The organism is Botryobacter ruber (assembly GCF_003347595.2).
Lineage (GTDB): Bacteria > Bacteroidota > Bacteroidia > Cytophagales > Hymenobacteraceae > Pontibacter > Pontibacter ruber_A.
The window spans coordinates 224,087-250,692 of the sequence record NZ_QCZK02000024.1; the positions used below are offsets into that span (position 1 = coordinate 224,087).

Here is a 26,606-nt window from a genome sequence, read left to right on the forward strand (position 1 = left end):
CATCATAATCGTTAAAACCAGCCTGTAACACCCCTTTACGCGCAAAAAATATTTCGAAGATTAACACCCGAAGTTTTCCCCTGGCTACATTTTTCATAACACTAACCGGCTCTGTTTAGAGGAGCTAAGGCAATGGTGGCAGCTGCAGAATATTCTAACAGGGGCTTTCCCTGATAAAGATGCTAACGACCACTACGCACCTGCATCTCCTGCTTCACTTTCTTTCCACACCAAAACACTTTCTTTTGCGAAGAAGGAATAGAACTATGAATGGTTTTTTTTAACAAATTGCATTATCTTTAGCCATTACAACCAGCATGCCTGCGCTTACATAATTCCTGCATACCAATGTGCGACAGGCGCCCTGGCTATGAAAGCTGCTGTCTATATGAAAAAGCTGTACTTCCTGCTGCTGTGCCTGCTTGCCAGCTCTGCCTATTCGCAAAAAGCAACATTCCGGGCATATGTGTCGGGCAATTTTCCTGTTATTGCGGATGTGGAGAAGCAGGTGACTTACGATAGCTCTTTGCCATACATGGGATACTATCAGATTCCGCAACAGGAAAAAGCTACCATCAAAACCAGTTTCAAGGAGAAGCCCGGAGGGCGGTTTGGTGGTACTGTTGCTGTTGGTATCTCGCCGAAATTTGCTCTGGAAACCGGCCTGCTGGCAACGCTGGTGCGGTTCCAGAAATCAAACAGTATTGCAGTTGAAGGAAACCAAAGCTCACAAGCTACTGATGGCTCTCCGTTTGGCAGCTCTTATGGGTTTCGCTTTAAGGATGTATATGGTTCAGAAGATAGCATGGCACGAGACAAAGATGGAAACCTGATTTATGATGCAAACGGAAATCCCATCCGTATGCGTTTTTCCCAGTCTAGCCCGGATGGTTCTGTCATCAGAAGGTGGCAGGATGGATCGGATGCTACTGCAACCCAACACGCACCAGAACCCTATCGGAAAGCAGGAAACACAACGATACTGTACCTGGACCTCCCGGTGATCGTCCGCTACAACCTACACCGGTTTTTTGATGTAAAAGCTGGCTTTACCACATCGTTAGTGGCTTATTCCGAAAGAATACTGTACTTCTCAAATTATGATATACCCTACATGCCAGCCGCCAGCACCCCCACCTGGACGCATAGCGACTCCTACGGAAGTTACGGGAAAGTTAAAAACGGCGGTGGCATCAGCAAAACCCTTTTTGCCCTGAATGCCGGTGTCACGCTTAAAGCCACCAGGCACATTGGCTTCGACCTGGACTACGCCCGCTACCTTACCCCCATTTATACGAGCCGGGCAGAAACGCACAAGTACAACCTGTTTAGTTCCGGCATGTCGTATGCCTTCTAAGCTCTGAAGCATGCTTATAATCCGGGAAGCGAAGCTGGAAGACCTGAAGGTTGTACATCAACTGGAAGAAGAACTGTTCGGGCAGCACAGCTACCCGCTCTTTGTGCTGCGGCAGTTGTTTGATATTACCAACGACCTGTTTCTGATAGCAGAAGTTTCCGGTGCGGTAGCGGGTTACGCCATTGGCCATTACAATGCGGAGCAGGAAGAAGGATGGCTGCTGTCGCTGGCGGTACATCCCGTCCACCGGGGAAAGCGGATTGGCGAACAATTAACTGCCACCCTGGCAGAAGCCTTAAAAGCAAAAGGAGCCCGAACCATGCTCCTGACAGTACACCCGGAGAATGCGCCCGCCCTGCGCATTTACCAGCAAGCCGGATTCACGACAACGCAGCTGTACCCCGATTACTACCTCGACAATAGCCCCAGATGGCTGATGGTAAAGACGCTTTAAATCACCGCTTTTGCCATAGAGCGCAGCGTTTTTGCTCGTGCTAATTCTGCTGCACCTGCCACCACACCTACTGCTGTTCCTCTGTGGAACAAGTCCTTCACACTTCCTGTACAAGCACCAGTTCTGTTACACTGTTTCATGAAGCTTCCATTCTGCCTTTTCCCCTGCACACAGCTGCACCTGCAGCAGCACAACCCACACCTTAAAAATACAAATACACATTTAGAACTATTTCTTTAACACAGCGGTTACAGGCATTGTAATTTAAAAAAATAGTTATAATTTAAAGCGCCATTAAACCAAATAATCCACACAAACATTATTTTATGGAAACTTTTAGCCCTAATACAAAAAAGCCCTCTCGTGTGAAAACTTTACTTAAAAAAGTTACAAAACCATTTCTCCCGAAGTACGAAGTGGTCTGCACTACTTACCAGGTAATTCCCGGCCTTCCGGTAAACAAAAGCCAGAGCAACCATGTGTTCGAGAAGGGAGCAGCTGTAGAAGCCCGTACTTTTTATGTGAAGGTAGCCACCTCCGATATTACCAGGACCATGGCTCCTGTAGAGGTACACTTAAAGAGAAGAGGCCGTATCATCGAAAAAACAGAAATTGGCCCGGTGCAGGACATCAAGAAGTTTAACGTTGTAACCAGCAACTAAACTTTTACCAATCAGCTAGCAATGCCCTTCGGCTCTCTCTCCGGAGGGCATTGCTTTTTTAGTTCCTGCTATGCAAAACCGGCAAAAAACACTGCTGCACTAGCCACCACTCCCTCTCCACACGCTCTCTGGCGTGATGGCACAATCCAGGGGAACATCAAACGGGTTAGGGTCTGCGATACGCTCTACAGGCGGCTCCAGCGACAGACCTACCTTCAGCACATCGGGGCGGCAATCGGCCAGGAAGCGGTCGTAGAAGCCTTTGCCGTAACCTACGCGGTGCCCGGTTTTGTCGAAAGCCAGCAGCGGCAGCAGCACTACATCCACCTCCTCTGCCTGGATAATATGCGCGTTCTGCGGCTCGGGTATTCCCCAGTCGTTTTCCAGCAGCACCGCCTCATCGGTCAGGTGATGATGCGTGAGCACGCGCTGCGCCACATCAGTTACCGGCACCGCCACGCGCACCTCCGGGTGTTCCACCCGAAGCCGGTCGATGATTACCCAGGTATTTACTTCGTTGTTTTTGAGGATGGGCAGGAACACATGTACCGTTTGCCCGGCCTGCAGTGCAAAGTGCTGGAAAAACTGGTCTGCAATGCGCTGGCTGCGCAGCTGCACCTCCTCCGCCGGAAGCGCCCGCCGCCGCTCCAGCATCAGTTTCCGTAGCATCGCCTTCTGCATTATTCTTCCTCCAGTATCGTAAATTTCAGGTCGAACGGGTCGAAAGCGGCAGCCAGTTCCGCTATAAAATCCGGGTTGTTGGTCCGGTAAGAGAGCAGGTTGTCGTAGCGCTCCTGCAGACTGCCGCCCGGGAACAGCTTCTCCTTCAGGTTCTCGAGCTGTTTAAACGTCTGCTCGTGCTTGTTGTCGCGGGCTTTGGATATTTTCTTCTCCAGCATCTGCAGCGTATTGGTTGCTTTCTGGGCTTCTGCTCCTACTGATTTGGTGAGCGTCGGGTCAATTTCCTGCGCCAGCTGCTCTACCTGGGCAAAGGCGGCAGCAACCTGCTCCCGCTGCGCTTCCAGGCTTATCTCCTCTTCGTGCAGCACCAACGACATGTGCTTCTTCAGCTCCACATAATCTTTGAACAGCACCTCCGGCTCCAGCCCCAGTTTATGCATCCGGCTGGCGTTGCTGCGGCCAATGTAAAGCGCGGAGTTGCGCAGCATCAGCACCGGGAAAGTAACTTCGTATGTCTCAAATAACTTCTTCAGCTGGAACCAGTACAGCACTTCTGCCCCACCGCCCACATAGGCCAGGTTGGGCAACACCAGCTCTTCGTACAGCGGCCGCAGGATCACATTCGGACTAAACTCCTCCGGATGCTCCTTCGCCCGTTGCAGCACTTCTTCCCTGGTAAAGCTGATGTCGGTGTTTAATACGTTGAACTGCTCGCCTTCCTGCACAATCCGCTCCCGGAGCCCCTCCTTCAGGTAAAACAGGTTGATCTCGCGCGGGTACACCTGCGGTTTGTAGCCTGCCTGTTCCAACTGCGCACTTGTTTCGCTTACCAGCTTATGCGACAGGTTTTCGGTCAGCTCCTTCTCAATGACAGGTGTGAGCGCCTGCTTCAGCACCGGGTGATCTCCGTCGATGCTCACCAGCCCGTAATCGCCAAACAGGGCATGGGTGATGGCACGGGTAGCATCGGCCAGCGTTTTGCTGTTGCGGTAGGCTTCTTCGAAAACGGGAAACTTCTCCGGCAGCTCGTCCAGCAATTGCTCCAGGCCTGCTGTTGAAAAACGGCCTACGGCACCTGCCTGCTCCGTCTGCCATTCGTAACGTTTGCCAAACAGGTTGAAGTGGTTGATCTCTGCAAAGTCGTGGTCTTCGGTCGCCATCCAGTACACCGGCACGAAGTTGTAGTCAGGGTACTTTTCCTGCAGCACCCGGCAGGTGTTGATGGCGGTGATGATCTTATAAACAAAGTAGAGCGGCCCCGTGAAGATGTTGAGCTGGTGACCGGTGGTGACGGTGTAGGTATTGGGCTGCAGCAACAGCTCTATGTTTTGCTGCACTTTCGGGTTAACTTCTGTTACTGTTTTATACTGCTCCAGCAATACCTGTTGCAGCGTCTGCCGCTGTTCCTGGCTAAAATGTTTCTCCTTCAGCTGCACTTCAAATACCTCCGGTGCCGGAAAACGGTTATAGAAAGGCTGCAGCTTTTCACTGCGACACAGGTAATCGGTTATGGCCTGGGAGAAGGCGCCGGTGGCGGCGTAGTCGATCTTGGTTATTTTCATAGTTGCTATTTCCATCAGCAGTAGCTATTCCTGTTACAGAATTGCCGGAAAACTGTTGCGCCGGCACTAGCCTTTGCACATCACTACAAAGTAACGGTTTTATTTTTGTTTTGTAAGGGAGATGTTACTCCGTATCAGAGGACCTCGCAGTGTGCGCAGCTCCTGCGAGTGTCTGACAGCAGTCGACCCAGACACTCGCAGGAGCTGCGCACACTGCGAGGTCTTTGTGAAACTGCAAAACAAAAAAAGCCCCACAAGCGAAAAACACCTGCAGAGCTTACGAATCGAAACAAATCTTTTACTTCACCACCTCGCCATACAGGTCGAAGTCGGAGGAGTCGGTTATTTTCACGTTGGCGAAGTCGCCGATGCGCACGTAGGTGTCGGTAGCAGGTACAAGCACCTCGTTGTCTACTTCCGGCGAATCGAATTGCGTACGGCCTACGAAGTAGCCGCTTTCTTTGCGGTCGAACAGCACTTTGTAGGTGTTGCCTACTTTTTCCTCGTTCAGCTCTACCGAGATTCCCTGCTGCAGTTCCATAATGGCGTCGGCACGCTCCTGCTTCACGTCTTCCGGCACGTTGTCTTCTAAGGAGAAGGAGTGGGTGCTTTCTTCGTGAGAGTAGGTAAAGATGCCGAGGCGGTCGAAGCGGGTTTCTTCTACCCAGTCATACAGCTCCTGGAAATCCTGGTCTGTCTCGCCGGGGTGACCTGCGATGAGTGTGGTTCTTAAAGCAATATCCGGCACCCGCTGGCGGATGGCGTCAACGAGTTTGATGGTACGGCGCTTGCTGATGCCGCGGCGCATGGTTTTGAGCATGTTGTCGGAAACGTGCTGCAGCGGCATGTCGAGGTACTTGCAGATGTTGTCGCGCTCGTTCATCACGTCGAACACTTCCATCGGGAACTGCGACGGGTACGCGTACTGCATCCGTATCCAGTCGATGCCTTCCACATCCGAGAGGTGGCGGAGCAGGTCGGGCAGCTTGCGCTCGCCGTAATGCTGCAGGCCGTAGTAGGTCAGGTCCTGGGCAATAAGTATCAGTTCTTTGGTGCCCATGCTGGCCAGGCGCTTTGCTTCTTTTACCAGGTCCTCGATCGGGCGGTCTACGTGCTTGCCACGCATCAGCGGGATGGCGCAGAACGAGCAGGGACGGTTACAACCTTCGGCAATTTTGAAGTAAGCAAAGTGTGATGGGGTGGTAATCAGACGCTCGCCCACCAGTTCGTGCTTGTAGTCCGCCTCCAGCTTTTTAAGCAGCTGCGGCATTTCGAGCGTACCGAAATAGGCATCCACCTGCGGTATCTCCACCTCCAGCGAATCTTTGTAGCGCTGCGAGAGGCAACCGGTTACGTATAATTTATCAATTGCACCAGCCTCCTTAGCGTCTGCATAGCGCAGAATGGTGTCGATGGATTCCTGCTTGGCATTGTCGATGAAGCCGCAGGTGTTGATGATGATAATATTGGAATCGTCTTTGTCGGATTCATGCGCCACGTCCATCTGGTTGGCACGCAGCTGCCCCATCAGCACTTCCGAATCGACCAGGTTTTTGGAGCAACCCAGCGTAATGACGTTTACTTTATCTTTTTTGAGTGTTCTTACTTTCACTTATGTAACTGTTATCGCGATAGTTCCTGAATACTGAAAACCATTGCGCGCCGGTAATAGTTCGTTTTGATAATCAGGGGGCAAAGGTACGGGAAGTTTGGGGAATAACAGAGTAAGGCGCGACGAGCCTTATTATTTTTTGCCACTTCAGCTGCAAAAAGACGTTCACCCCACTTGAAGGCAAACGACTGAGAAAGTAGAACGCTGAAATACCTTAGCGTGGTTTTTTAGTTGGGTTTTGCCTTACATCAAACAAAGCCAGAATAATAATCTGTTCTTGCTTTATTCTATAGAATACCCTCGTTTGCCTGGTTACCTGGAAACTAAAAATGTGTTTGTCAGCAACTTCAATTATACCTATCCTGGGAAACTCTTCCAATATATCCAGGAAATCAATTATCTTCTGCTCAAAAGCTTCTGCTACCTTTTCTCCCCACTCCTCTGTAATTTTGTTTCTGATGGAAGCATAGTTTCTTTCTGCTCGTTTGGTAAAAGAAATTTTCATTTCCGTTTTCTGAAGATGGCTTCCCTGGCAATCAAATTTTCCTCCTCTTCTGATTCTTCGTAGGCCAACAACACCTCCCGCTTCTGTTCCTCTGTCAAGGAATTCCAGATGGCACCAGGGGTTTGGCTCTCCCTGCTCTTCAGGAAATCATAAAGGGCTTGCAGCAGCTCTTCATTCTGGATTCGCTCTACGAGCTGATGTATGCTTATTTTTAACTCAATTGCTCCCATATCAAAAGATTTAACCTGTTAATTTACGAATTAATGAAGATATTGATCACCCTAAAGTGGAATGAGAAAGCACCTTTCATACATGCCACAGCCCCTCAATGAAAGAACAGGTAAGCAATAAAGATTGCAGCCACAATACCCGCCAGGTCGGCCAGGAGGCCGCAGGTGAGGGCGTAGCGGGTTCTGCGGATGCCCACGGAACCAAAGTATACTGCCAGCACATAAAACGTGGTTTCGGTAGAGCCTTGTATGGATGAAGCCAGCCGACCGACAAACGAATCTACACCATAGGTGTTCATGGCTTCTACCATCAGTCCACGGGCGCCACTGCCGCTTAAAGGCTTCATAAAGGCAACCGGCAAGGCCGGCACAAAGTCTGTGTTCAGGCCGGAAAGGCTGATCAGGTAACCAAGACCGTTCACCAGCATGTCCAGCGCGCCCGACGTCCGGAAAACGCCGATGGCTACCAGGATGGCCACCAGGTATGGGATGATGGTGATGGCTACGGAAAAGCCTTCCTTCGCTCCCTCAATAAACGCCTCATACACATTCACCTTCCGGATAAGGGCTAAGGCGACAAACGAAACAATGATGGAAAAGAGAATGACATTGCTCGCCACGCTGGAGATAACACTTACCTGCTCCTGCGGAATGGTGCTGAAATAGTAAATAAGCCCGCCAATGAGCAGCAGCAATGTGCCCAGGTACGCCAGAATAACCGGGTTGAACAGGTTGATGCGCTGGTAAAGGGCCACGGCGATCAAACCCACCATGGTAGAAAAAAATGTAGCCAGCAAAATGGGAATGAAAATATCGGAAGGGTCGGCGGCGCCCAACTGCGCCCGGAATACCATGATGCTGATCGGAATGATGGTGAGCCCGGAGGTGTTGAGCACCAGGAACATAATCTGGGCATTGGAGGCCCTGTCTTTGTCCGGATTCAGCTCCTGCATCTCTTTCATGGCTTTCAGCCCGAGGGGCGTGGCCGCATTGTCCAGCCCCAGCATGTTAGCCGAAAAGTTCATCAGGATAGAACCGAACACCGGATGGTCCTTCGGCAGTTCCGGAAACAAACGACTGAAGAAAGGGCCTACGAGGCGGGCAAAAAGGGCTACCACGCCGCCACGCTCCCCCACCTTCATCAGCCCCAGCCACAGTGTCATTACCCCCGTCAGCCCCAGCGAAATCTCAAAACCCAGCTTGGCATTGTCGAAGGTACTGGCCACGAGCTTCTGGAAGATTTCAGTGTCCTGGAAGAACAGCAGCTGAAAGAGGGCAATGGCGAAAGCAATGAGAAAGAAGGCTGACCAGAGGTAGTTTAGAACCATGAGGTTGGTAAGGTTGCTATGAATTTCAGAAAAGATACTGCACCTGCGGCATCAGGCTTACCGTCTACAACCGGTGGAAACCAATCTTAGCATGACAAGAGGAACAGAGGCTGTGGTGGCAGGTGCAGCGAAGGAAAAATTTATTAAAACTAATACACCGCATCATAATTCACCAGGAACTCCACCTCCGTCACTTCCCCCTCCTTTACCTCCACCGGGAAAATGTTATTCTGCCCGTCGAAGAGATTGGCATATAAACCTTTTGGCTCTTTCGTGAAGATGGAGTAGCGGCCAGGCTTTAAGCTGACGGAGAAATTGCCGTTGGCATCAGTCGTAACCTGGGCAACTTGTTTGGTTTTGATATTGGAGTAAAAAACACCTTCAGTGGTGGTTACCTGGGAGGCATTGGTGAGTTCGTAGATGAACACCTGCCGCTGCACACCACGCTTGTTGCTGGTGCGGGGCACGTCCGGGGAAGGCATCTGGTTGCCGCTTTCGTAGTAGATCTTTCCTTTGATGCCTTGTTGAATGGGTGCCTGGTTATCCTGTGCCTGCTCGCTGGAGGTGTCCTGCTTTACCATGCCTTGTGCTGTGGCGGAATCGGAAGCGCTGTACTGCTCATGCCCGGGCTGCTGTTTGCTGCCATTGCATGCCGCTATGAAGAATAGCAGTATAACCAACGCTTCTTTCATACTTCATTATTTTTTAAGCGAGAAGAACGACTCTACAAATTCCTGCTTGTCGAACACCTGCAGGTCTTCAATCTTTTCGCCGACGCCTATGTATTTAACCGGTATCTTGAACTCATCGGATATCCCAATAACCACGCCACCTTTGGCGGTGCCGTCGAGTTTGGTAATGGCCATGGCCGTCACATCGGTAGCTTTGGTAAACTCGCGTGCCTGCACCAGGGCGTTCTGCCCGGTACTGCCATCCAGCACCAGCAGCACTTCCTGCGGCGCATCCGGAATAACCTTCTGCATCACGCGTTTGATCTTGGCAAGCTCGTTCATCAGGTTCACCTTGTTGTGCAGACGGCCAGCTGTATCGATGATCACCACGTCGGCATTCATGTCTACGCCCTTCTTTACAGCATCGTAGGCGACAGAGGCAGGATCGGTGTTCATGCCGTGCGAGATAACCGGAACGCCTACGCGTTCGCCCCAGATAATGAGTTGGTCTACGGCAGCGGCCCGGAAGGTATCGGCTGCTCCTAACACCACTTTCTTACCGGCACGATGGAACTGGGCAGCCAGCTTCCCGATGGTAGTGGTTTTGCCTACACCGTTCACGCCTACCACCATAATCACGAAAGGCTTTACATTGGCAGGCAACACAAAGGCATCACCGGCTTCGCCTTCATTGTTCTCCTCCAGCAGGGCTGCAATCTCCTCGCGCAGAATGCGGTCGAGCTCGGAGGTATTTACGTATTTATCACGCGCCACACGCTTTTCGATGCGGTCGATGATTTTAACGGTTGTGTCTACGCCTACATCCGCATGCACCAGGATCTCTTCCAGTTCGTCGAGCACTTCTACGTCTACCGTAGATTTACCCATAACAGCTTTGTTGAGCTGTCCGAAAAAGCTGGTTTTGGTTTTCTCCAGACCTTTATCCAGAGACTCTTTTTTCTTTTCTTTTCCGAAAAAGTCAAAAATTCCCATCTTAAGCAATGTAGGGTGAACAAACGTTGTCTAACGACATGGTAATATACCAAAAAAGTCCCAATAAAGGGACTTTTTCAAATACACTATCTATAAATAAGTAGAGTAGGCTATACTATTTAGCAAGATATTCCTGTACTTTATCAACAGGCACCATTTCTTCTTTAAAAGTGTAAGCTCCGGTTTTAGGAGACTTCACAGCTTTAATTATTTTAGCCCAGTCTTTACCTGTAGCGGTTTTCAGGGTTGCAACTACCTTCTTAGCCATGGTTATTTAATTTCTTTATGTACAGTAACTTTTTTCAATACAGGGTTATACTTCTTAAGCTCAAGACGCTCAGGAGTGTTTTTTCTGTTTTTGGTAGTGATGTACCTTGAAGTTCCAGGTGCACCAGATGCTTTATGCTCTGTGCATTCCATGATTACCTGGATTCTATTACCTTTTGCTTTTTTAGCCATCTCAACAGTAATTTTTTATTTAGGACTGCAAATATACAAGCTTAAATCCTTTATTACAAACTATATAAAATTTTTATTACAGTAATTCTGCATCGTGCTTTTCTGCACCTGCCACCACAGCCTTAGCACCTGCTGCTTCCCCGCTAAGCCACAACCACGTCCCGTAAACGGATAATGCAGCAGCAGCCGGATAAAAAACAGCAACGGAGCGAGCCGCAACTGCAAAACAGTAGCTCACTCCGTTGCCGGGAAATGCTTTATTTTGAAGATGGCTTGTCCGGACCTGTGACGAAGCAGCGGCCGCTATACAGCCACCGTGCAGCTCAGAAGCTGACGCACCAGCACAAGACTAAAATCTAGAATACGATGTAGCCTTGCTCTACTGCTTTTTTCAGCACAGCAGAAATGCCATTCTTGTTGATAGTTCTTAAAGCTGAAGTAGAAACTTTCAGGGTAACCCATGCATCTTCTTCAGGAATGTAGAAACGCTTCTTCTGAAGGTTTGGATAGAACTTACGCTTGGTTTTATTATTAGCGTGCGAAACGTTGTTACCTACGCGTACTCTTTTTCCGGTTAAATCGCAAACTCGTGCCATCTTATATTCTTTCTAATTTATTTCAATAGGGGTGCAAATATCTGTAAAAAGATACAGAAAGTCAAAGACATGAGAAATATTTTTCTAAAAACTGATCCGGCTCCGGCTACACACATCAATTAAGCGCTGCTCCTACTGCTTCTCCTCCTTCCCGCCTGGCGCCTTGGCAGCTCCTTTCCGGAAGCCATAGGGGCAATGGCGGCAGCCGTTCTGGCAGCAATAGCCGCGTTTCAGGTGGTAGCTGGCCGTAAAAACCAGTACCCCCTGCTCGTTCAGGTAATAATCTTCTCCTTCTTTCAGATGTTGCCCCATTTTGCCCGATTTTCTACAAACAGCTGTTTATCTGATATTTTAGTTAAATATATTTTTTTTGCACAACAAACCACACATTTAATCGTTATATTTTAAACTTGATTAATCCTGTTTTATCAACATACTCTTTTACTAACCTAAATTTTTACTTATGGCTACCAATTCCACTCTTGCAGAAGTAATCCATTCGATGCGTAGCCGCGGCTACCTGACCACCTTCACGATACAGCATGACTGTATTTTCTGCCCCGAACTCGACACCACCATTGCCCCTGGCAGCCTGACCCTGATGGAGCAGCACGAAGTAAAAGCCCTTGACAAAGTAACCAAGCGCGAGGTGTACGGGTTCAGAACGCCAGAAAACGTGCTGGGCATTATGACCAACGCCTACGCCGATTTTGATCACAAAGGGTTTACGGCAGTCTTTAGCCAGTGCAGTCAACGGCAAAGGCAAAGGTAGCGGAATGTTTAGTTAAGACAGACTTCTGATTTCATTTTGCCCACATCCCTCCTCCGCCTGTAGTTAACTGACCTGGTTTTTCAAAAACTTCCGTTATAGCATTAACCTGCTGACAGCTTGTTTTGCCCCGGCTCAAAACCGGAACACCTGCTTTGAGCCGGGGCAAAACAAGGGCCTGCCATAGTAACGCCTGCCTGCACATAAAAGCAGGTGTATTTAATTACTTTTACAACCATTCCTGCTAAATTCTGTAATAATTCTACAGGCCGTTTAGCTACCGCCGTCACCAAACCTTTTGTGAAATAACATAAGCTATCACTATGAATATGCAAGCGATCACGTCGAGCCAGGAGGCTATTGCTATCGAATATAAATATGGCGCCCACAATTACCATCCGATACCGGTAGTCTTAACACGGGGCGAAGGTATATTTCTGTGGGATGTGGAAGGCAAGCGCTACTATGATTTTTTGTCGGCCTACAGCGCTGTGAACCAGGGCCACTGCCACCCTAAAATAATCGGGGCGCTTACCCTGCAGGCGCAGCAACTCACCCTTACCTCCCGCGCCTTTTACAACGATAAGTTGGGCGTGGCCGAAAAGTATATCTGCGAGTACTTCGGGTACGACAAAGCCCTGTATATGAACTCCGGTGCCGAGGCTGTAGAAACCGCTATTAAACTGGCGCGCAAATGGGGTTACCTGCAGAAAGGCATTCCGCCGCACAATGCCGAAATCATTGTTGTAGAACATAACTTCCATGGCCGCACCACCGGTATCATCTCTTTCTCCACCGACCCCGTCTCTACCAAAGGCTTCGGACCGTACATGCCTGGCTACAAGGTAATTCCCTACAACGACCTGGCAGCGCTGGAAGAGGCCCTGCAGGAGAACCCCAACGTGTGCGGTTTCCTGGTAGAACCGATCCAGGGAGAGGCTGGTGTGGTGGTGCCTGATGAAGGATACCTGGCCAAGGCGCATGCGCTCTGCAAAGAATACAGCGTGCTGCTGATGGCCGACGAAATACAAACCGGCATTGGACGCACCGGCCAGATACTCGCCAGTTGCTACGACGCTGTACACGCCGATATCCTGATACTGGGCAAAGCGTTGTCGGGTGGTGTGCTGCCGGTGTCGGCGGTGCTGGCGAATGATGATATTATGCTGTGTATCCAGCCTGGCGAGCATGGCTCTACATTTGGGGGCAACCCATTGGCAGCAGCCGTAGCTATAGCTGCGCTGGAAGTGATCAAAGAAGAGAACCTGACGGAGAACGCCCGGATACTGGGAGAAATTTTCCGGGAGCGGATGGAGCGCCTGAGGGAGAAACGCCCGGAACTCGTGACACTGGTACGCGGCAAGGGACTGCTGAATGCTGTGGTCATAGAACCCACAGCCGACGAACGTACGGCCTGGGATGTGTGCGTGGAGCTAAAGGAAAACGGGCTGCTCGCCAAACCAACCCACGGCGACATCATCCGCTTTGCCCCACCGCTGGTTATCACAGAGGAGCAACTGCATGCCTGCTGCGATATTATCGAGGAAGTGATTCTGAATTTTTGATCCGCCGTGTAGGGACAGGTCGGGACCCAATGCCGTCAACTTAAGAAAAACTAAAGGTTATTGTCATTTCGACCAACGGGAGAAATCTGGGTTAATTAGCAAAAAAGGCAATATATCAGATCTCTCACTGCGTTCGAGATGACAATTTAATCCTTAAGTTGACGGCATTGGGTCGGGACCTGTCCAATCGTTCCCGATCCAATCCTACCCCAGACTCATATTAATTTGCTGCATCAGCCACCACAGCCTCTGCTCTAATGCATGACTGGTCCTGCACAATTGCCGGTGCACGATTCGGGCAGGTCGCGACCTGCCCCTACACAATATATTTTCGCTACTACTGCGCTGCAAACACCTTTTTCAGCAGGTCGGTGGTGCGGGCGCCGGGGTTCTGGCGGATGTTCTTTTCTTCTTTGGCTACCATCACAAACAATCCTTCTATGGCTTTCTGGGTGGCATAGTCGTCGAGGTTGGGGTTTACTTTCTGCACCAGCGGAATTTTGTTGTAGGTGTTTACCAGGTTGGTGTAATATTGGGTGGCATTTACCTTATTGAGCGAATTCTGGATAATAGGCTTAAACTTCTCGTTCAGTTGCGGCGAGGTGGTGCGGTTCAGGTATTGGGTGGCGGCATCGTCCTGTCCTTTCAGAATACTCCAGGCATCCTGAATCGTCATCTGACGGATGGCCGACACGAAAATAGGCTTGGCTTCGGTGGCGGCGTCTTCGGCGGCACGGTTCAGGGCCAGCACAAACTTGTCTACCTCGCTGCCCATGCCAATGGCGCGCAGTTTCTCCTCTACCCGCTTCACCTCCGGCGGAAAAGGAATTTTGATCGCCGGGTTGTTGAAATAGCCATCCACCTGCGACACCACATCGGCCCCGTTCGAAGCCCCGGTAGTTAGCGCCTGCTTCAGCCCCTCGGCCACCTCATCGGCAGAGAGACTTCCGCCGCCAGCCAAACCGGTTACGGTTTCCTTCATTTTGTTCAGGTTAAACTGGGCCATGGCGCCACTGCTCACCAGCACCAGCAGCACTAAAAAGATAATTCGTTTCATATACTTGAAGTTAGATGTTCCAAAACCGGATGCACGAAAGGTAGCAAACTCCTGCAGCAATAACAACGCAGGCAGACGCCTATTTCATATACCCGATTTTCTTTCTATTTGATTCATCCTGAACAGGTTAAACCAATCCGAAAGGAGCAGCAAAGGCTGTGGTGACAGGAGCAGCAGAATAAAATGGTTGTTTCTGCAGCTGCGTCAACCGTTACACCTGCTGCCGGCCAGGAATTCAGCGTTCATGAAACCATAAAACAACAGGCAAAGGTTACTTTTCCATCCCATTCGCCGTACCTTTGCATAACGAAGCTCAGAACAATTTCTGTTAAGAATATAAAGCCATGATCAGAAGACCAAGACGAAATCGCCAGACCGAGGCCATCCGGAATATGGTGCAGGAAACAACCGTAAACCTGCAGGATTTTATTTTCCCTGTATTCCTGCTGGAGGGCGATAACCAGAAAACAGAGGTTTCCTCCATGCCCGGCATCTACCGCTACTCCATCGACAAATTGCTGGAGGAAGTGCAGGAGTGCGTGGATTTGGGCATCAAAGTATTTGCCCCTTTCCCGAACATCCGCGAGGAACTGAAAGATAAATACGCCCGCGAAAGCCATAACCCCGAAGGCCTCTTCCCCAGCGCCATCCGCGCTATCAAGCAGAACTTCCCGGATGTGGCGTTGGTAACCGACGTAGCCATGGACCCCTACAGCTCCGACGGCCACGACGGCATTGTGGAGAACGGCGAAATCCTGAACGACGAAACGCTGGAGGTGCTCGGCAAAATGGCGCTCGTGCAGGCGCAAGCCGGTGCCGACATTGTTGCGCCATCCGATATGATGGACGGGCGCATCGGCCACATCCGCAAAGTGCTCGACGAGAATGGCTTTCAGAAAGTAGCTATCATGTCGTACACCGCCAAGTATGCCAGCGCCTTCTACGGTCCCTTCCGCGATGCGCTGAACTCGGCACCAAAAGCAGGCGACAAAAAAACTTACCAGATGAACTACGCCAACGCCCGCGAAGCCCTGATAGAAGCCGAACTCGATACCGCCGAAGGAGCCGATTACCTGATGGTAAAACCCGCCCTGGCTTACCTCGACATCATCAAGCTGCTCCGCGAGAACACCAACCTGCCGCTGGCTGCCTACAACATCAGCGGCGAATACGCCATGGTAAAAGCAGCTGCCCAAAACGGCTGGATAGACGGCGAAAAAGCCATGGTCGAAATGCTCACCAGCATCAAACGCGCCGGCGCCGACATCATCCTGACCTACTTTGCCAAGCAGTACGCGCAGCTATTGAAGTTAAAGAGTTAGAGAGTTTAGGAGTTAGAGAGTTAGAAAGTTAAAGAGTTTAAGAATTATAATTTGTAGGGGTTGAAAATCTTCAACCCTTTTACAAATGGCGCAGCGAAAGTCTTTTGCTCCAGCCACCATTGCTTCTGCTCCTGGCAATCAATTAATCTTCTTAATCGTGTTCAGACAAAGAAATCACACTAATCATTAAAATCACCGTTAATCAAAGGTTCAGACAAACATAAAATCACACCCATCATTACATCCTACCATCAACGGTCCGGAATGGAACGACTTTGTTTAAATAATCCTTTATAGGTAAATTGATAGTCTGCTATAATCTGTTATTCTGACCTTATGAAGGAATTGGCCTTTTGGCTTATTGCACTACTCCTGACAACCGCTTCAACCGCCGCTGCACAGCAGCTGGTAACGAATGCCCGCAGCAATGTTCAGGCGCTGAAAGCCATTGCCCTTACTTCTGAAAAAGAATACAAAGAAAACCTCTCCAAGGCAGTAGCCCTGGCGAAAAAGCATGATTGGGTTATCGAGAAAACCTACCGGGATGGCTCACACCTGTCGCTGCAGGGGCTGGATGCGAACGGGCAGCCAGTTTACTACATCACCTATAACAATACCCGCAGTGCCGCAACCACCCGAACCGATCAGCTTTGGTCCGGCGGCAGCCTTGGCCTGAGCCTGAGCGGCGCCAGTCCGGTGGTGACTAACAGCCTGGGCGTGTGGGATGCCGGGCGCGTGTACGAAATGCATCAGGAACTGGCGGGCCGCGTGGTGCAGAAAGACAAAGCTACTACCGCTGATGAACATGCCACCCACGTAGCAGGCACCCTGATTGCCAGTGGCGTAAACCCTTTTGCCAAAGGAATGGCCTTTGGGGTAAAGCAGCTGCAGGCTTACAATTTTAACAACGACCTGGCCGAGATGGCTGCTGCTGCCAATACGCTGCTGGTATCGAACCACTCCTACGGCTCAGTTGCCGGGTGGCGCCACAATCCCGACCGGAAAGGCACCAAAGAAGATCCGTACTGGGAGTGGTGGGGCGATAACGATATCAGCAAAACCGAGGATTACAAGTTTGGCTACTACAACGATGTTACCGCCTCCTGGGACCGCGTTGCCTTTAATGCGCCTTTCTACCTGATCGTAAAATCTGCCGGAAATAACCGCAACGAAAACGGTCCTGCCGCAGGCGAACCCTACTACAAACGCAACAAGAACGGCAAGTTCACACTCGAATCTGCCCGTCCTGCCGACATCAGCGACAACAAAGGCTACGACATTATCTCTACCTACGGTACCGCCAAAAACATACTGACCGTAGGTGCCGTGGCGCCACTTGCCAATGGTTACAACCAGCCGTCCGATGTAGCGATCTCTTCCTTCAGCTCCTTTGGCCCCACCGACGATGGCCGCATCAAACCGGATATTGTAGGTGGTGGCGTAGCTGTTCTCTCCACACATAGCGATGCAAAAAACGCTTACAAATCGTTGAATGGCACCTCGATGGCCTCGCCGAACGTGGCAGGCACTATGCTGCTGCTGCAGGAACATTATGCCAACCTGCACGAAGGCACCGTGATGCGTGCTGCCACCTTAAAAGGACTTGCCATCCATACAGCCGACGAAGCAGGCACCGCCCCGGGCCCGGATTACAGCTATGGCTGGGGTTTGCTGAATGCTGCACGGGCAGCGACCGTTATCTCTAACCCAAAGCAGACGCACCTGCTACAGGAGCTAAGCCTGAACCTGGGACAAACGCAGACAATTGAAGTAGTGGCCTCCGGCGACGGCCCGCTGAAAGTAACCATTTCCTGGACAGACCCGGAGGGGAATGTAACGCCAGTGGGCGCAGAGGCTTTGAATAACCGCACACCCCGACTGGTAAACGACCTGGACCTGCGCGTGAGTGGCCGCAGCAACACCTTTCTGCCCTGGAAACTTAACCCGATCCGTCCTGCCGATGCGGCTTTTACCGGCGACAACATCCTTGATAACGTGGAGCAGGTACTGGTGCCCGATGCGGTGCCCGGCGAAACCTACACCATCCGCATCTCGCACAAAGGCAGCCTCAAAAACAGCCAGCAGGATTTTTCGCTGCTCGTAAGCGGTGTGGGCGGACAGGCTTATTGTGCCAGTACTGCCGCATCAGAAGCAGGTACTTATATCCGCACCTTACAACTAGGCACCTACCAGGCGGCTCTAGCGGCTACCGGTTGCGCCACCTTCCGCGACCTGACAGGCAGCAGCGCCATCTCCTTTCAGCCGGGACAGTCGCAGGAGCTTCGGGTAACAGCTGGCACCTGCAATGCTGACGCGCCCAAAGCAGCCAAAATTTTCATCGACTGGAACAGCAACGGCAACTTTACGGACGTCGGGGAAGAAACGCTGCTGGCAGCAAGCAACGACACCTTTGCAGCCACTGTTACCGCGCCTGCCTCTGCAGAACCCGGCACCACCATCCGGATGCGCCTTGTGCTGCAGGAAACAAGTACCGCAACTGCCATTACCTCCTGCGGCACCTATACCCGCGGCGAAACGCAGGATTACCGCATCCGGGTAGAGCAGCAACAGCATGATGTGGGCATTACTGGCATTGAACTGGTGGGTGCTACGGCGGCGTGTGCGTCTCCGGCACAGGCCGTGCTGGTAAAACTGCGCAACTTCGGGGCAGCGGCACAGGCAGCGGTTCCTGTTACCCTGCGCGTGCTTCGCGACGGAACGGAGGTTGCGCGCCTGACCAGCAGGTATACGGCAGGCTTAGCCTCCTTCTCCGAAGCTGAATTTGTAATGGAAGGCAGCTTCCCGACCGAAGCCGGCGCCTTGTATGAACTGGTAGCCTACACAGAACTCACGGAAGATGCCATTTCCCGAAACAACACCACCGGCCGCACCATCGCCATTGGCACGCCTGCCGCAGCCCCCCAGGCAACCGCTTTCCGTTGTGGCAGCGACACCCATCTCTCTTTGCTGAGCAGTGGCGGCAATAACACGTTCTGGTATTCTTCTCCAGCAGCAACGGTTCCGGTAGCTGCCGGTAACCAGGTAAGTGTGCCGCTCGACCAGTCGGTGAATACGCTTTATGCTGCCGTGAGCGATTTCTCGGCCACAGTGGGACCTGCCGCTAAAACCTTTGCCACAGGCGGAGGCTATAACCAGTTCAGCCCGGATGTGCTTTTTACCGCGCATGCGCCCATGGTGCTGGAAAGTGCCAGGCTGTACATCGGGCATGGCGGCAAAATCACCTTCACCGTATACACCGAAGCAGGCGCCCCTGTGTCGAGCCGCACGCTGACGGTACAGCCAACCCGAACACCTGCAGCCCCCGACGTACAACCTGACGACCCTTCGGACGTTGGCGCTGTTTACTACCTGGGCCTGGAACTGCCCGAGCCCGGCGATTACCGCATAGGCATCTCGTATGCCGAAGGAGCTACTATTTTCCGCAATAACCAGGGCGTGGCAGGCTATCCGTTTGGTATCCCGAATGTGTTTACCATTACCGGAAACACGGCAGGTACTGAGCAGACAGGCTACTACTATTATTTCTACGACCTGAAAGTACGGGCGCTGGGTTGCCGGAGTGAGCGGGCACCTGTGCAGATGGGAAATGGCCAGACACTGCCCCAACCGGTCATCAGCCGCTCCGGCCACTCCCTCGTATCCAGCGCCGCCACCGGCAACCGCTGGTACCTCGATGGCAAACTCATTCCCGGCGCTACCGACCAGGAACTGGAGCCCGACCGCAGCGGCAATTACAGTGTGGTAACGGTGCAGAATGGCTGTATCTCGGAAGAGGCCGTTCCTTACACCTTTATCTACAGGCCCGGCGTGGAAGAAATCAGCCCGGAACTGATCGTTTACCCGAACCCCAGCCGCGACCGCTTCCGCATAGAACTGGAGACCACCCAATCCGAAGACATCAGCTTTGAAGTTTCAGACATGACCGGCAACCTGCTCTACTCAGGCAAAGTGGCGCAACGCAACGGCCAGTACGAAGGCGTTGTCGATCTGTCAGCAAGGGCCTCCGGCATCTACCTGCTGCGCATCTACTACGGCGGGAAATACCACACCCGGAAACTGGTGCTGCAGCGGTAAGAAGTTAGAGAGTTTGGGAGTTAGAGAGTTTGGGAGTTAGAGAGTTAGAGAGTTTAGGAGGCAGAAATTTTGTAGGGGTTGAAAATCTTCAACCCTTTCAGAGAGTTTAAATTGGCGACCTGCGTTTTAGCTGTAGAGACGCAGTGCCCGCGTCTCCTGCACGAACCACAGGCAAATCTAATCAATCCTGTTATTCCTTAAATCATCTTAATCCTGTTCAGACAAAAAAATCCTGTACATCCTTTAATCATTTAATCGTGTTCAGACTAATATAAAATCACAAAAATCAATACAATCACTACCATCAGCGGTTCAGACAAACAGCAGCGGCTGTGGTAACTGGTGCAGTTAATGTACCAGCGCTGATTTGATCATGATGAACTCGTTGATGTTTTCCAGGTTAATAACGCCGGCCAGCTTGCCGCTTTCCAGCACCGGGTAGAGCGGCGCTTTGTTTTTCTGCAGGCTGGTGTAGGCATCGGCGAGCTTGTCTTCTACATCCAGCACCTTCACCTTGCTCAGCATAATACCCGCGACTGGTACATGCACTTTATCCTCTTTTACCGCCTGAATCAGCTGCGACCGGGAGAGGATGCCCACTACCTGTCCCTCTTCCTCCACCACAAAATCCTGGTCTGAGCCGGAGAGTAGTTTATTTAATGCATCGCGCACGGTTTCGGAAGGAGCAAGCGTGATGAAGTTGGTCATCATGCCTTCGCGCACGCTGTGGCCCCGCATAAACTCCAGGAACTGCACCATGATATTTTCGGAGTGGGCGCCAAAGAACACGAAAATGCCGATCAGGATAAGAAAGGGATTGTAGAAGAAGCCGATAAACACGAAGAAAATGGCTAGCATTTGCCCCAGGTTGGCTGCTATCTGGGTGGCCCGTACCCGGCCCAGCTTAAAGGCCAGCAGCGCCCGCAGCACTCGCCCGCCATCCATGGGAAAGGCCGGTATAGCATTGAAAAAGACGAGCATCAGGTTTACGAACAGCAGCAGGTAAAAGAAGTTGGCAGGCGTGATGCGGGTAAAAAAGTCTTCGGACGGCAGCTCCTGCAGCGAAGGCAGCGCCAGCCAGAGAATCAGGGCAATCACCACGTTTACGGCAGGACCCGCCACAGCAATCAGCAGCTCCTGCTTCGGATTTTCGGGCATCCGCTCCAGGCTGGCCACACCGCCAATGGGCAGCAGCGTGATCATTTTGGTTTTGATGCCATAGCGTTTTGCTGTAAGCGAGTGCCCCAGCTCGTGCAGCACCACACACAGGAAAATTGTAAGCACAAAGGCAACGGCCAGCACCGTGGTAAAGGCATCGCTCCCGCGGCGCACTTCCGAGAAAACAATCCAGCCGATGAGGATCAGGAAGGTCCAGTGTACCAGAATTTTAATGCCGGCAATTTTGCCCAGCTTTAACGACCATTTCATAGCGGTATCTGTTAGATGCGATATTACTTTAAACGGGATTGCAAAGAGAAAGGCTTCCTTTCCTGGTCTGCCCCTTTTGCCTGTGTGTTCTCTTTATTTGTAGCTTTGCCTTGTCGGGCTTGTGGCGGCTGCGTATACCCTGGCAAAACCTGCAGCGCTATACTTCTACTACGGGCCCACGTAAACATTTAGTTACAAGGCAGCAGCAGCTGGAATCTTAAACACAAACAGTTATGAACCTGAAAGAGCGGGACCTGGAGCGGGAGTTTATCTTTTCTACCTCACGAAGCGGTGGTGCGGGTGGTCAGAATGTGAACAAGGTGGAAACGAAGGTGGAGCTGCGGTTCCCGGTAGCGCAGTCGCAAGCGCTGACGGCGGAGGAAAAGGCGCTGGTACAGGAAAAGCTGGCCAACCGCATCAACAGCGAAGGGTATTTGCAGGTGGTGTGCCAGACGGAGCGCAGCCAGTTGCAGAACAAGGAGCGTTGCATCGAACGGTTTTATGAACTGCTACGGCAGGCGCTCACGCAGCAGAAAAAGCGCAAAGCCACCAAACCTTCTCATGCCTCTGTTAAGCGGCGTATAGAGGGAAAGCGGCGGCAGTCGGAGAAAAAAGCAAACCGTGGCGGGTACCGGGGGGAGTATTGAGGTGGGATTGAGGTTGATCTGTTAATCAATCCACTTTTTGGCTTTGCTCATACAGGAACTCTGGATCAAAATCGGCTTCATTTTCCCATTCAATCGTATCGAAACTTGTTCTCACTGTATTAAACAGCCGCTCATCTTTCAGTTCCTGGAATATGCCTAAATGAAGGTAAGGCTTTACATCAAACTGCCTTCTCTCTCCATTTTCAAAAGTCAGCAGCAAGAGGTAGTTTTCCTGGGGCTTTACATCTTTAACAGCTAAATACATCTTTTTTATTTTAACGGATCAATCTGAAACGGCTTTTCTCCATTCTGGCATAAAGTCCAGTCAGCCAGAAGCTCTTCACGGTGAATTTCTATCCAGGCCTGAATCAGGCGCAGTTGCTTCGAAGGAACTCGTCCTTCCATAACCTCGCCATCAGAAATTTTGACTGTAGTAGTAAAATCCTGATAATAAGCATGAATGTGAGGTGGATTATGCTCTTTAGGGCCATAATACATTCTGATAATTATCCCGAAAAACATGGAAATTGTTGGCATATCCTCTCATTTGATCAAAGTTACTCATTCCCCATCCTTTTTGTTTTGCTGGTGTTTCGGTGGTAATAAAAATCTGCCAACATACTTGACCAAATTGGCGCAGCTACACAATGTATTCCTATTCATTTTCCTTGTTTTCACTTTCTATACCTTCATCTCTTTCGTAGCAATTAAAAAGAAGAGAATAGCCATCTTTTAAAGCTTCATTGTAAAATTCAAGGTAATCTTCTTCTACATCTTCAGGAGACTCAAAAATAAGATATTCCTCCTCTAATTCATCTATTTGCCAGCCGTCACTTTCGATGTAGTACCTTGCCAGTTCATACGCACCATCAATGTCTGCATAGTTAATAAAAACTACTGCATATGCACCTTCTATTTTCCCATACTGACTTGAAGTTTCTGTCGGTAAAACATGAGCATTTAATTGATACATATTTGTGATTTATATTTTGTACAACTATATATTACTTGACTTCCTCCGTTTATCCACCCAATACAGAAGTATAAACCGAATAACCCTTACCAAATATAAGCAAAACCACCCATCATCCCCTCTCCCACCGCAGCTTTTTTACCTCAAGCAAAAAACAGGAGCAGCAGTGGCTGTGGTGGCAGGTGCAGCAGAATAAAACGGGGCAATAAACACCATTCCACCTGTTGCGACACACCAGAAACGGGAAGTCTGCCGTTATTGCAGCTGAGGCGCCGGCTGATGTAGCGCCCGACGCGCACGCGAATGTTCTGATCATTTTTAATAAACTAATATTCAGACGCTTACATTTCTACAGAAATTCCGGTGCAGCAGCTGTCGCATTAGGTAAGATATTTGCAGCCAGGCAAACGAACTTTTACACCCTTATGAAACGATATTACCTACTTATTCTTTTCCTTTTAGGACTGGCCACGGCCACCCAGGCACAGAAATACAGAACAGCAGCAGGCGCACGCCTCGACGGTAACCTGTTTGGCGTAACGGTGCAGCAGAAAATTTTGGAGCGCAGCACCATCGAAGGCATTTTTGCGGTAGGCGGCCGGGAGCTCAGCGCCACAGGCTTGTACGAATGGCACCGCCCCCTCCTGGGCAAACGCTTTAACTACTACCTTGGCGGCGGCGCACACGTGGGCAACCTGAAAGACCATGGCGTATTCACAGGCGTCGATGCCATTCTGGGCGTTGAATACAAAGTAAACGGTTTGCCTTTCCTGCTCTCAGCTGATCTGAAACCCGCCGTACATATCAACCACGAAGACTGGGCAGGCTTGTCGAGCGGTGTTTCGATACGTTATGTGATCCTGGCCGAAAAGAAGGAGAAGAAAAGCTGGTGGCCGTTCGGTAAAAAGGAAGAGGAGACTAAAAAGAAGCAGCAAAGCGAAGAGACAAACATCTTCGATAAGATTTTCAAAAAGCCCGAGCCGGTAAAGGAGGAGGAGACAAACCCGCTTAAAAAGATTTTCAGGAAACGGGAAGAGTAGCTCTGGCAGGAGCAGTTCAGTGATTCAGGAGGCAAGGCAGTGGTGGCAGGAGCAGTATAGTATAAAGGCATAAAATCTTTTGCTGCAGTTGCCACCACAGCCTTGCCTCCTGCTTTTGCCTGCAAAAACGGTGTTGCGTACTGCGCTTGTGGCGCAATCGTTAAATACCACGGCCCTAAAAAGGGAAGAAGTTCAGCCGGGGTAGCTGAACTTCTATAACAGGAAAGCTTGTTTTCATACTTTAACTGCAGTGCAAACTTCTGCATTAAAAGGTTAGTTTAAGTTTGTTCTATTCTGATAGCTACCGTTGGGGTCCGGTAGCACCATGTAGAGCCGGCAGTGTTGTTGCTGCGCTAAAGCAATGATGGGGTTTATTAGTTTGCTTTCCTTTATCTTCACAATTAGTAGTGTCTTTGTTCTGCTGCATACCCGGACCATAACGACACAGGTTTCAGTTCCTGCGCTGTATTTATCCCGAAAATAGTAATGCTAACGCATAAAATTTACTTTCTGGTTCCTTAAACTTCAGTAAATCATAATTTTTATAAATTTGCTGCAATATAAACCATAAACATTACATTCATAATTTATTTTTAACAGCTGCAGCACTAAATTCTTACCAAGTAGCTTTCAGCTGCTTTTCGCCACAAAATTTCTTTTGTGATTACAACGCTAAACCGAAGAAAAGATTATTTTCAGGTGCATACGCCAACATTTGTATACATGAAATAAAGAGGGGAGTTAATAAACTGGCCTGCCTGGCAGGCATCTGGTTACACTGTACGCTCTCAACCTAACTTCCGTCACCTAATCCGCCTTCTGCTTTACTTAACTGGTGTAAAAATAACTAGCGCAACCTATTTTAAAAAGGAATTTTTCACCTGCAACGTAACATACCTTTTTCAGGCCGTAAAACAGCAAAAACGGGCAAACAGCGTAAAAAGCCACAACTACTGTGTAAAAAAACTGGGCCTTCCCACAGCAATCGTAACATCACGGGGGAAAAATTTTTTCGCATTTTTTCCGGCTTCTACGCCCGGGCCTACAGTTGAACTGCAAACCGGAGCGCAGAAGCCGGATGTTATGGAAAAACAAGGGGGCTGACAGGTTGTTTCCGGATCGGAATTTCTTTGTTTTACTTTGTACTAAAGGCGCAGCAGATACTCTTTAACAGAAGCAGGCTCCGGTATAATCAGGAACGGGGCAGGCGTTTGGCTACTACCTCGAACTGCGGCAACAGGTTAGGGTACTGCTTCATTTCGGTTCTGACAGCTATTTCTTTCAGATCGTCGGCAGTTTTTTTGAAGATGCCGATAAACATGAACAGGATGGCGAGTAACAGGACAATGATTTTCATAGTTTTATGGGTTTAGTGTTTTTGAGTTTCTGACTTAATAGATAGTGGTAACAGGCTGAAGGTTGCCTGGAACTTCATAAATATTTTTGCTTTCAAAAAAAAGGTCGGCACCTGCCTGTTTCTCCTGTAAAACACTCTGAACCAGCCGCTACTACTGCTGCTGGCGCCATACCGCCGGCTCTAGTAGTAGCGGCATAACATAAGTTGCATTCAGCTGTTTAATAAGAAAAGGGATTTCTGTAAGGTGCCACAACACCTGTTCCTGTGGAGCCGGCTTAGCATAAACAGGTGCTGTTATATAGCTGCATCTTTAATTTAATCGTAGCTTTACTGTACCTGGTGTTAAACATTCCAGGCAGAGCTTTACAACCTATAGCAACTAACACATGATAAAAGGGAAGCTGATTGCATTGGGCGGAGGCGACGATGACGGGCTGCTGAAACTGATCCGTTCCCAGATATGCAACATCACATCACGTATTGAGGTAATTGCCACCGCTGCCACAGAAGTACTGGATGCCGGCATAGCTTACAAGAAAGCATTCGAGGAATTTGGGTGCAATCATGTCCGGTTTATGCACATCGACGAAAACCACAAAGCCGATACGCCGGAGTACCTGGAGCGGATTAAACAGGCGGACGTTATCTTTTTTACAGGAGGCGACCAGTTGCGGCTGGCAAAATTTCTGAAAGGCACGGAACTGCTGGGCATTATGCACCGCCGGTTCCGGGAAGAGGAAATTATTATTTCAGGCACCAGCGCCGGCGCAGCCGTCATGTCAGACCGTATGATCTACGACGGGTACGGCCATTATTCCCTGATTAAAGGCGAGATGAAAACCACCAAAGGCTTTGGCTTTATCCAGCATATCTACATCGACACACACTTTGCCGAACGCGGCCGCTTTGGCCGCCTGGCCCATGCGGTGGCGCACGACCCCGAGTACATTGGCATTGGCCTGAGCGAAGAAACCGGCATCATTATAAAAGAAGGCGACCAGGTAGAGGTATTCGGGACGGGCGTGGTCACCATCATAGATGCCAGCCAGGTGCGCTACTCCAACACACGAAAGATAGAAGAAAACGAACCCATTGCCGTAGAACAACTGATCATGCACCTGCTGGTACAAGGCTATCGCTACTGCCTGAAAGAACATATCTTCCAGCCTGTTGCCCAGGACGAATCGCCAACGAAATTAACGGCAGACCAGCGCTTGCTTTCCTCATAAGCTATTCCGCCTGC

28 protein-coding genes are annotated in these 26,606 nt (G+C 50.3%); 10 read left to right on the forward strand and 18 right to left on the reverse strand.

All coding sequences use genetic code 11. The features are described 5' to 3' along the window. Positions 1-388 precede the first annotated feature (388 nt). The 3 genes from DCW36_RS06280 (at position 389) to DCW36_RS06290 (ending at position 2,473) form a co-directional block, all read left to right on the forward strand. Entirely contained in the window at positions 389-1,357 is a 969-nt protein-coding gene (locus DCW36_RS06280; RefSeq protein ID WP_125185092.1) for a hypothetical protein, read from the forward strand. Positions 1,358-1,367: 10 nt separating this feature from the next. Next, on the forward strand, positions 1,368-1,811 hold the full coding sequence (locus tag DCW36_RS06285) for a GNAT family N-acetyltransferase (RefSeq protein WP_114777493.1): 444 nt from the start codon (positions 1,368-1,370) through the stop codon (positions 1,809-1,811). 365 nt (positions 1,812-2,176) lie between these two features. Then, positions 2,177-2,473 (forward strand): hypothetical protein, encoded by a 297-nt coding sequence (locus DCW36_RS06290; protein ID WP_114777494.1) that lies wholly within the window; start codon positions 2,177-2,179, stop codon positions 2,471-2,473. A 99-nt stretch (positions 2,474-2,572) separates the two neighbouring features. Here the strand turns inward: DCW36_RS06290 and DCW36_RS06295 are convergent, their stop codons facing one another. The 12 genes from DCW36_RS06295 to DCW36_RS06350 form a co-directional block, all read right to left on the reverse strand. Next, positions 2,573-3,154 carry a 5-formyltetrahydrofolate cyclo-ligase gene (locus DCW36_RS06295; protein ID WP_114777495.1) on the reverse strand — a complete coding sequence of 194 codons (582 nt, stop codon included), beginning with the start codon at positions 3,152-3,154 and terminating at the stop codon, positions 2,573-2,575. Next, complete coding sequence (gene bshC / locus DCW36_RS06300) at positions 3,154-4,716, reverse strand: bacillithiol biosynthesis cysteine-adding enzyme BshC (protein ID WP_240676079.1); 1,563 nt, start codon at positions 4,714-4,716, stop codon at positions 3,154-3,156. The genes DCW36_RS06295 and bshC overlap by 1 nt, the downstream gene beginning before the upstream one ends. A gap of 298 nt (positions 4,717-5,014) precedes the next feature. Next, on the reverse strand, positions 5,015-6,328 hold the full coding sequence (gene rimO, locus DCW36_RS06305) for a 30S ribosomal protein S12 methylthiotransferase RimO (protein ID WP_114777497.1): 1,314 nt from the start codon (positions 6,326-6,328) through the stop codon (positions 5,015-5,017). A gap of 214 nt (positions 6,329-6,542) precedes the next feature. Then, positions 6,543-6,833: a type II toxin-antitoxin system RelE/ParE family toxin gene (locus DCW36_RS06310; RefSeq protein WP_114777498.1), complete on the reverse strand. Its 291-nt coding sequence runs from the start codon at positions 6,831-6,833 to the stop codon at positions 6,543-6,545. Continuing rightward, positions 6,830-7,063, reverse strand: coding sequence for a hypothetical protein (locus DCW36_RS06315; RefSeq protein WP_114777499.1), 234 nt, complete (start codon positions 7,061-7,063; stop codon positions 6,830-6,832). Before DCW36_RS06315 ends, DCW36_RS06310 begins: the two co-directional genes overlap by 4 nt. Before the next feature lie 95 nt (positions 7,064-7,158). Then, a complete protein-coding gene (locus tag DCW36_RS06320) occupies positions 7,159-8,391 on the reverse strand; it encodes a nucleoside recognition domain-containing protein (protein ID WP_114777500.1) in 1,233 nt (410 codons plus the stop codon). A gap of 149 nt (positions 8,392-8,540) precedes the next feature. Next, positions 8,541-9,083: a carboxypeptidase regulatory-like domain-containing protein gene (locus tag DCW36_RS06325; protein ID WP_114777501.1), complete on the reverse strand. Its 543-nt coding sequence runs from the start codon at positions 9,081-9,083 to the stop codon at positions 8,541-8,543. A gap of 6 nt (positions 9,084-9,089) precedes the next feature. Next, a complete protein-coding gene (gene ftsY, locus DCW36_RS06330) occupies positions 9,090-10,055 on the reverse strand; it encodes a signal recognition particle-docking protein FtsY (protein ID WP_114777502.1) in 966 nt (321 codons plus the stop codon). 115 nt (positions 10,056-10,170) lie between these two features. Beyond that, positions 10,171-10,323 (reverse strand): DUF4295 domain-containing protein, encoded by a 153-nt coding sequence (locus tag DCW36_RS06335; protein WP_114777503.1) that lies wholly within the window; start codon positions 10,321-10,323, stop codon positions 10,171-10,173. Positions 10,324-10,325: 2 nt separating this feature from the next. After that, complete coding sequence (rpmG, locus tag DCW36_RS06340; RefSeq protein WP_114777504.1) at positions 10,326-10,514, reverse strand: 50S ribosomal protein L33; 189 nt, start codon at positions 10,512-10,514, stop codon at positions 10,326-10,328. 356 nt (positions 10,515-10,870) lie between these two features. Then, positions 10,871-11,110 carry a 50S ribosomal protein L28 gene (rpmB, locus tag DCW36_RS06345; protein WP_114777506.1) on the reverse strand — a complete coding sequence of 80 codons (240 nt, stop codon included), beginning with the start codon at positions 11,108-11,110 and terminating at the stop codon, positions 10,871-10,873. A gap of 132 nt (positions 11,111-11,242) precedes the next feature. After that, the gene (locus tag DCW36_RS06350) at positions 11,243-11,422 is read right to left on the reverse strand and encodes a DUF5522 domain-containing protein (RefSeq protein WP_114777507.1); all 180 of its coding nucleotides are present in this window, start codon (positions 11,420-11,422) and stop codon (positions 11,243-11,245) included. A 151-nt stretch (positions 11,423-11,573) separates the two neighbouring features. Between DCW36_RS06350 and DCW36_RS06355 the strand changes: the two genes are divergently transcribed. Further along, a complete protein-coding gene (locus DCW36_RS06355) occupies positions 11,574-11,882 on the forward strand; it encodes a hypothetical protein (protein WP_125185093.1) in 309 nt (102 codons plus the stop codon). Positions 11,883-12,202: 320 nt separating this feature from the next. Beyond that, positions 12,203-13,444, forward strand: a complete 1,242-nt coding sequence (rocD, locus tag DCW36_RS06360) for an ornithine--oxo-acid transaminase (protein ID WP_114777509.1) — start codon at positions 12,203-12,205, stop codon at positions 13,442-13,444. A 337-nt stretch (positions 13,445-13,781) separates the two neighbouring features. Here rocD and DCW36_RS06365 read toward each other — a convergent pair whose 3' ends face one another. Then, positions 13,782-14,501, reverse strand: coding sequence for a DUF4197 domain-containing protein (locus DCW36_RS06365; RefSeq protein ID WP_114777510.1), 720 nt, complete (start codon positions 14,499-14,501; stop codon positions 13,782-13,784). Positions 14,502-14,845: 344 nt separating this feature from the next. On the opposite strand from DCW36_RS06365, the gene hemB reads away from it, so the two are divergent. Continuing rightward, positions 14,846-15,823: a porphobilinogen synthase gene (gene hemB / locus DCW36_RS06370; RefSeq protein WP_114777511.1), complete on the forward strand. Its 978-nt coding sequence runs from the start codon at positions 14,846-14,848 to the stop codon at positions 15,821-15,823. A gap of 336 nt (positions 15,824-16,159) precedes the next feature. After that, positions 16,160-19,918, forward strand: coding sequence for a S8 family serine peptidase (locus DCW36_RS06375; protein ID WP_114777512.1), 3,759 nt, complete (start codon positions 16,160-16,162; stop codon positions 19,916-19,918). 348 nt (positions 19,919-20,266) lie between these two features. Here DCW36_RS06375 and DCW36_RS06380 read toward each other — a convergent pair whose 3' ends face one another. Continuing rightward, positions 20,267-21,346: a site-2 protease family protein gene (locus DCW36_RS06380; protein ID WP_114777513.1), complete on the reverse strand. Its 1,080-nt coding sequence runs from the start codon at positions 21,344-21,346 to the stop codon at positions 20,267-20,269. Positions 21,347-21,579: 233 nt separating this feature from the next. On the opposite strand from DCW36_RS06380, the gene arfB reads away from it, so the two are divergent. After that, a complete protein-coding gene (gene arfB, locus DCW36_RS06385; protein ID WP_114777514.1) occupies positions 21,580-21,993 on the forward strand; it encodes an alternative ribosome rescue aminoacyl-tRNA hydrolase ArfB in 414 nt (137 codons plus the stop codon). A gap of 25 nt (positions 21,994-22,018) precedes the next feature. On the opposite strand, the gene DCW36_RS06390 is transcribed toward arfB, so the two are convergent. From DCW36_RS06390 to DCW36_RS06400, 3 genes are all read right to left on the reverse strand, one after another. Further along, positions 22,019-22,258 carry a DUF2442 domain-containing protein gene (locus DCW36_RS06390; protein ID WP_114777515.1) on the reverse strand — a complete coding sequence of 80 codons (240 nt, stop codon included), beginning with the start codon at positions 22,256-22,258 and terminating at the stop codon, positions 22,019-22,021. Positions 22,259-22,263: 5 nt separating this feature from the next. Beyond that, on the reverse strand, positions 22,264-22,530 hold the full coding sequence (locus tag DCW36_RS06395) for a DUF4160 domain-containing protein (RefSeq protein ID WP_164891045.1): 267 nt from the start codon (positions 22,528-22,530) through the stop codon (positions 22,264-22,266). 118 nt (positions 22,531-22,648) lie between these two features. Beyond that, positions 22,649-22,966, reverse strand: a complete 318-nt coding sequence (locus DCW36_RS06400) for a hypothetical protein (protein WP_125185094.1) — start codon at positions 22,964-22,966, stop codon at positions 22,649-22,651. A 425-nt stretch (positions 22,967-23,391) separates the two neighbouring features. Between DCW36_RS06400 and DCW36_RS06405 the strand changes: the two genes are divergently transcribed. Further along, entirely contained in the window at positions 23,392-24,006 is a 615-nt protein-coding gene (locus tag DCW36_RS06405; protein ID WP_114777517.1) for a hypothetical protein, read from the forward strand. Between the two features lie 1,192 nt (positions 24,007-25,198). On the opposite strand, the gene DCW36_RS22500 is transcribed toward DCW36_RS06405, so the two are convergent. After that, entirely contained in the window at positions 25,199-25,363 is a 165-nt protein-coding gene (locus DCW36_RS22500; protein WP_164891046.1) for a hypothetical protein, read from the reverse strand. 386 nt (positions 25,364-25,749) lie between these two features. Here DCW36_RS22500 and DCW36_RS06410 point away from each other — a divergent pair, with 386 nt between their 5' ends. Beyond that, entirely contained in the window at positions 25,750-26,592 is an 843-nt protein-coding gene (locus tag DCW36_RS06410; protein WP_114777518.1) for a cyanophycinase, read from the forward strand. Positions 26,593-26,606: the final 14 nt, after the last annotated feature.

Coding starts and splice junctions, on each gene's coding strand:
- DCW36_RS06280 (WP_125185092.1), top strand. CDS start 389: ATGAAAAAGCTGTACTTCCTGCTGCTGTGCCTGCTTGCCAGCTCTGCC.
- DCW36_RS06285 (WP_114777493.1), top strand. CDS start 1,368: ATGCTTATAATCCGGGAAGCGAAGCTGGAAGACCTGAAGGTTGTACAT.
- DCW36_RS06295 (WP_114777495.1), bottom strand. CDS start 3,154: ATGCAGAAGGCGATGCTACGGAAACTGATGCTGGAGCGGCGGCGGGCG.
- bshC (WP_240676079.1), bottom strand. CDS start 4,716: ATGAAAATAACCAAGATCGACTACGCCGCCACCGGCGCCTTCTCCCAG.
- DCW36_RS06310 (WP_114777498.1), bottom strand. CDS start 6,833: ATGAAAATTTCTTTTACCAAACGAGCAGAAAGAAACTATGCTTCCATC.
- DCW36_RS06315 (WP_114777499.1), bottom strand. CDS start 7,063: ATGGGAGCAATTGAGTTAAAAATAAGCATACATCAGCTCGTAGAGCGA.
- DCW36_RS06320 (WP_114777500.1), bottom strand. CDS start 8,391: ATGGTTCTAAACTACCTCTGGTCAGCCTTCTTTCTCATTGCTTTCGCC.
- DCW36_RS06325 (WP_114777501.1), bottom strand. CDS start 9,083: ATGAAAGAAGCGTTGGTTATACTGCTATTCTTCATAGCGGCATGCAAT.
- ftsY (WP_114777502.1), bottom strand. CDS start 10,055: ATGGGAATTTTTGACTTTTTCGGAAAAGAAAAGAAAAAAGAGTCTCTG.
- DCW36_RS06335 (WP_114777503.1), bottom strand. CDS start 10,323: ATGGCTAAGAAGGTAGTTGCAACCCTGAAAACCGCTACAGGTAAAGAC.
- rpmG (WP_114777504.1), bottom strand. CDS start 10,514: ATGGCTAAAAAAGCAAAAGGTAATAGAATCCAGGTAATCATGGAATGC.
- rpmB (WP_114777506.1), bottom strand. CDS start 11,110: ATGGCACGAGTTTGCGATTTAACCGGAAAAAGAGTACGCGTAGGTAAC.
- DCW36_RS06350 (WP_114777507.1), bottom strand. CDS start 11,422: ATGGGGCAACATCTGAAAGAAGGAGAAGATTATTACCTGAACGAGCAG.
- DCW36_RS06355 (WP_125185093.1), top strand. CDS start 11,574: ATGGCTACCAATTCCACTCTTGCAGAAGTAATCCATTCGATGCGTAGC.
- rocD (WP_114777509.1), top strand. CDS start 12,203: ATGAATATGCAAGCGATCACGTCGAGCCAGGAGGCTATTGCTATCGAA.
- DCW36_RS06365 (WP_114777510.1), bottom strand. CDS start 14,501: ATGAAACGAATTATCTTTTTAGTGCTGCTGGTGCTGGTGAGCAGTGGC.
- hemB (WP_114777511.1), top strand. CDS start 14,846: ATGATCAGAAGACCAAGACGAAATCGCCAGACCGAGGCCATCCGGAAT.
- DCW36_RS06375 (WP_114777512.1), top strand. CDS start 16,160: ATGAAGGAATTGGCCTTTTGGCTTATTGCACTACTCCTGACAACCGCT.
- DCW36_RS06380 (WP_114777513.1), bottom strand. CDS start 21,346: ATGAAATGGTCGTTAAAGCTGGGCAAAATTGCCGGCATTAAAATTCTG.
- arfB (WP_114777514.1), top strand. CDS start 21,580: ATGAACCTGAAAGAGCGGGACCTGGAGCGGGAGTTTATCTTTTCTACC.
- DCW36_RS06390 (WP_114777515.1), bottom strand. CDS start 22,258: ATGTATTTAGCTGTTAAAGATGTAAAGCCCCAGGAAAACTACCTCTTG.
- DCW36_RS06395 (WP_164891045.1), bottom strand. CDS start 22,530: ATGCCAACAATTTCCATGTTTTTCGGGATAATTATCAGAATGTATTAT.
- DCW36_RS06400 (WP_125185094.1), bottom strand. CDS start 22,966: ATGTATCAATTAAATGCTCATGTTTTACCGACAGAAACTTCAAGTCAG.
- DCW36_RS06405 (WP_114777517.1), top strand. CDS start 23,392: ATGAAACGATATTACCTACTTATTCTTTTCCTTTTAGGACTGGCCACG.
- DCW36_RS22500 (WP_164891046.1), bottom strand. CDS start 25,363: ATGAAAATCATTGTCCTGTTACTCGCCATCCTGTTCATGTTTATCGGC.
- DCW36_RS06410 (WP_114777518.1), top strand. CDS start 25,750: ATGATAAAAGGGAAGCTGATTGCATTGGGCGGAGGCGACGATGACGGG.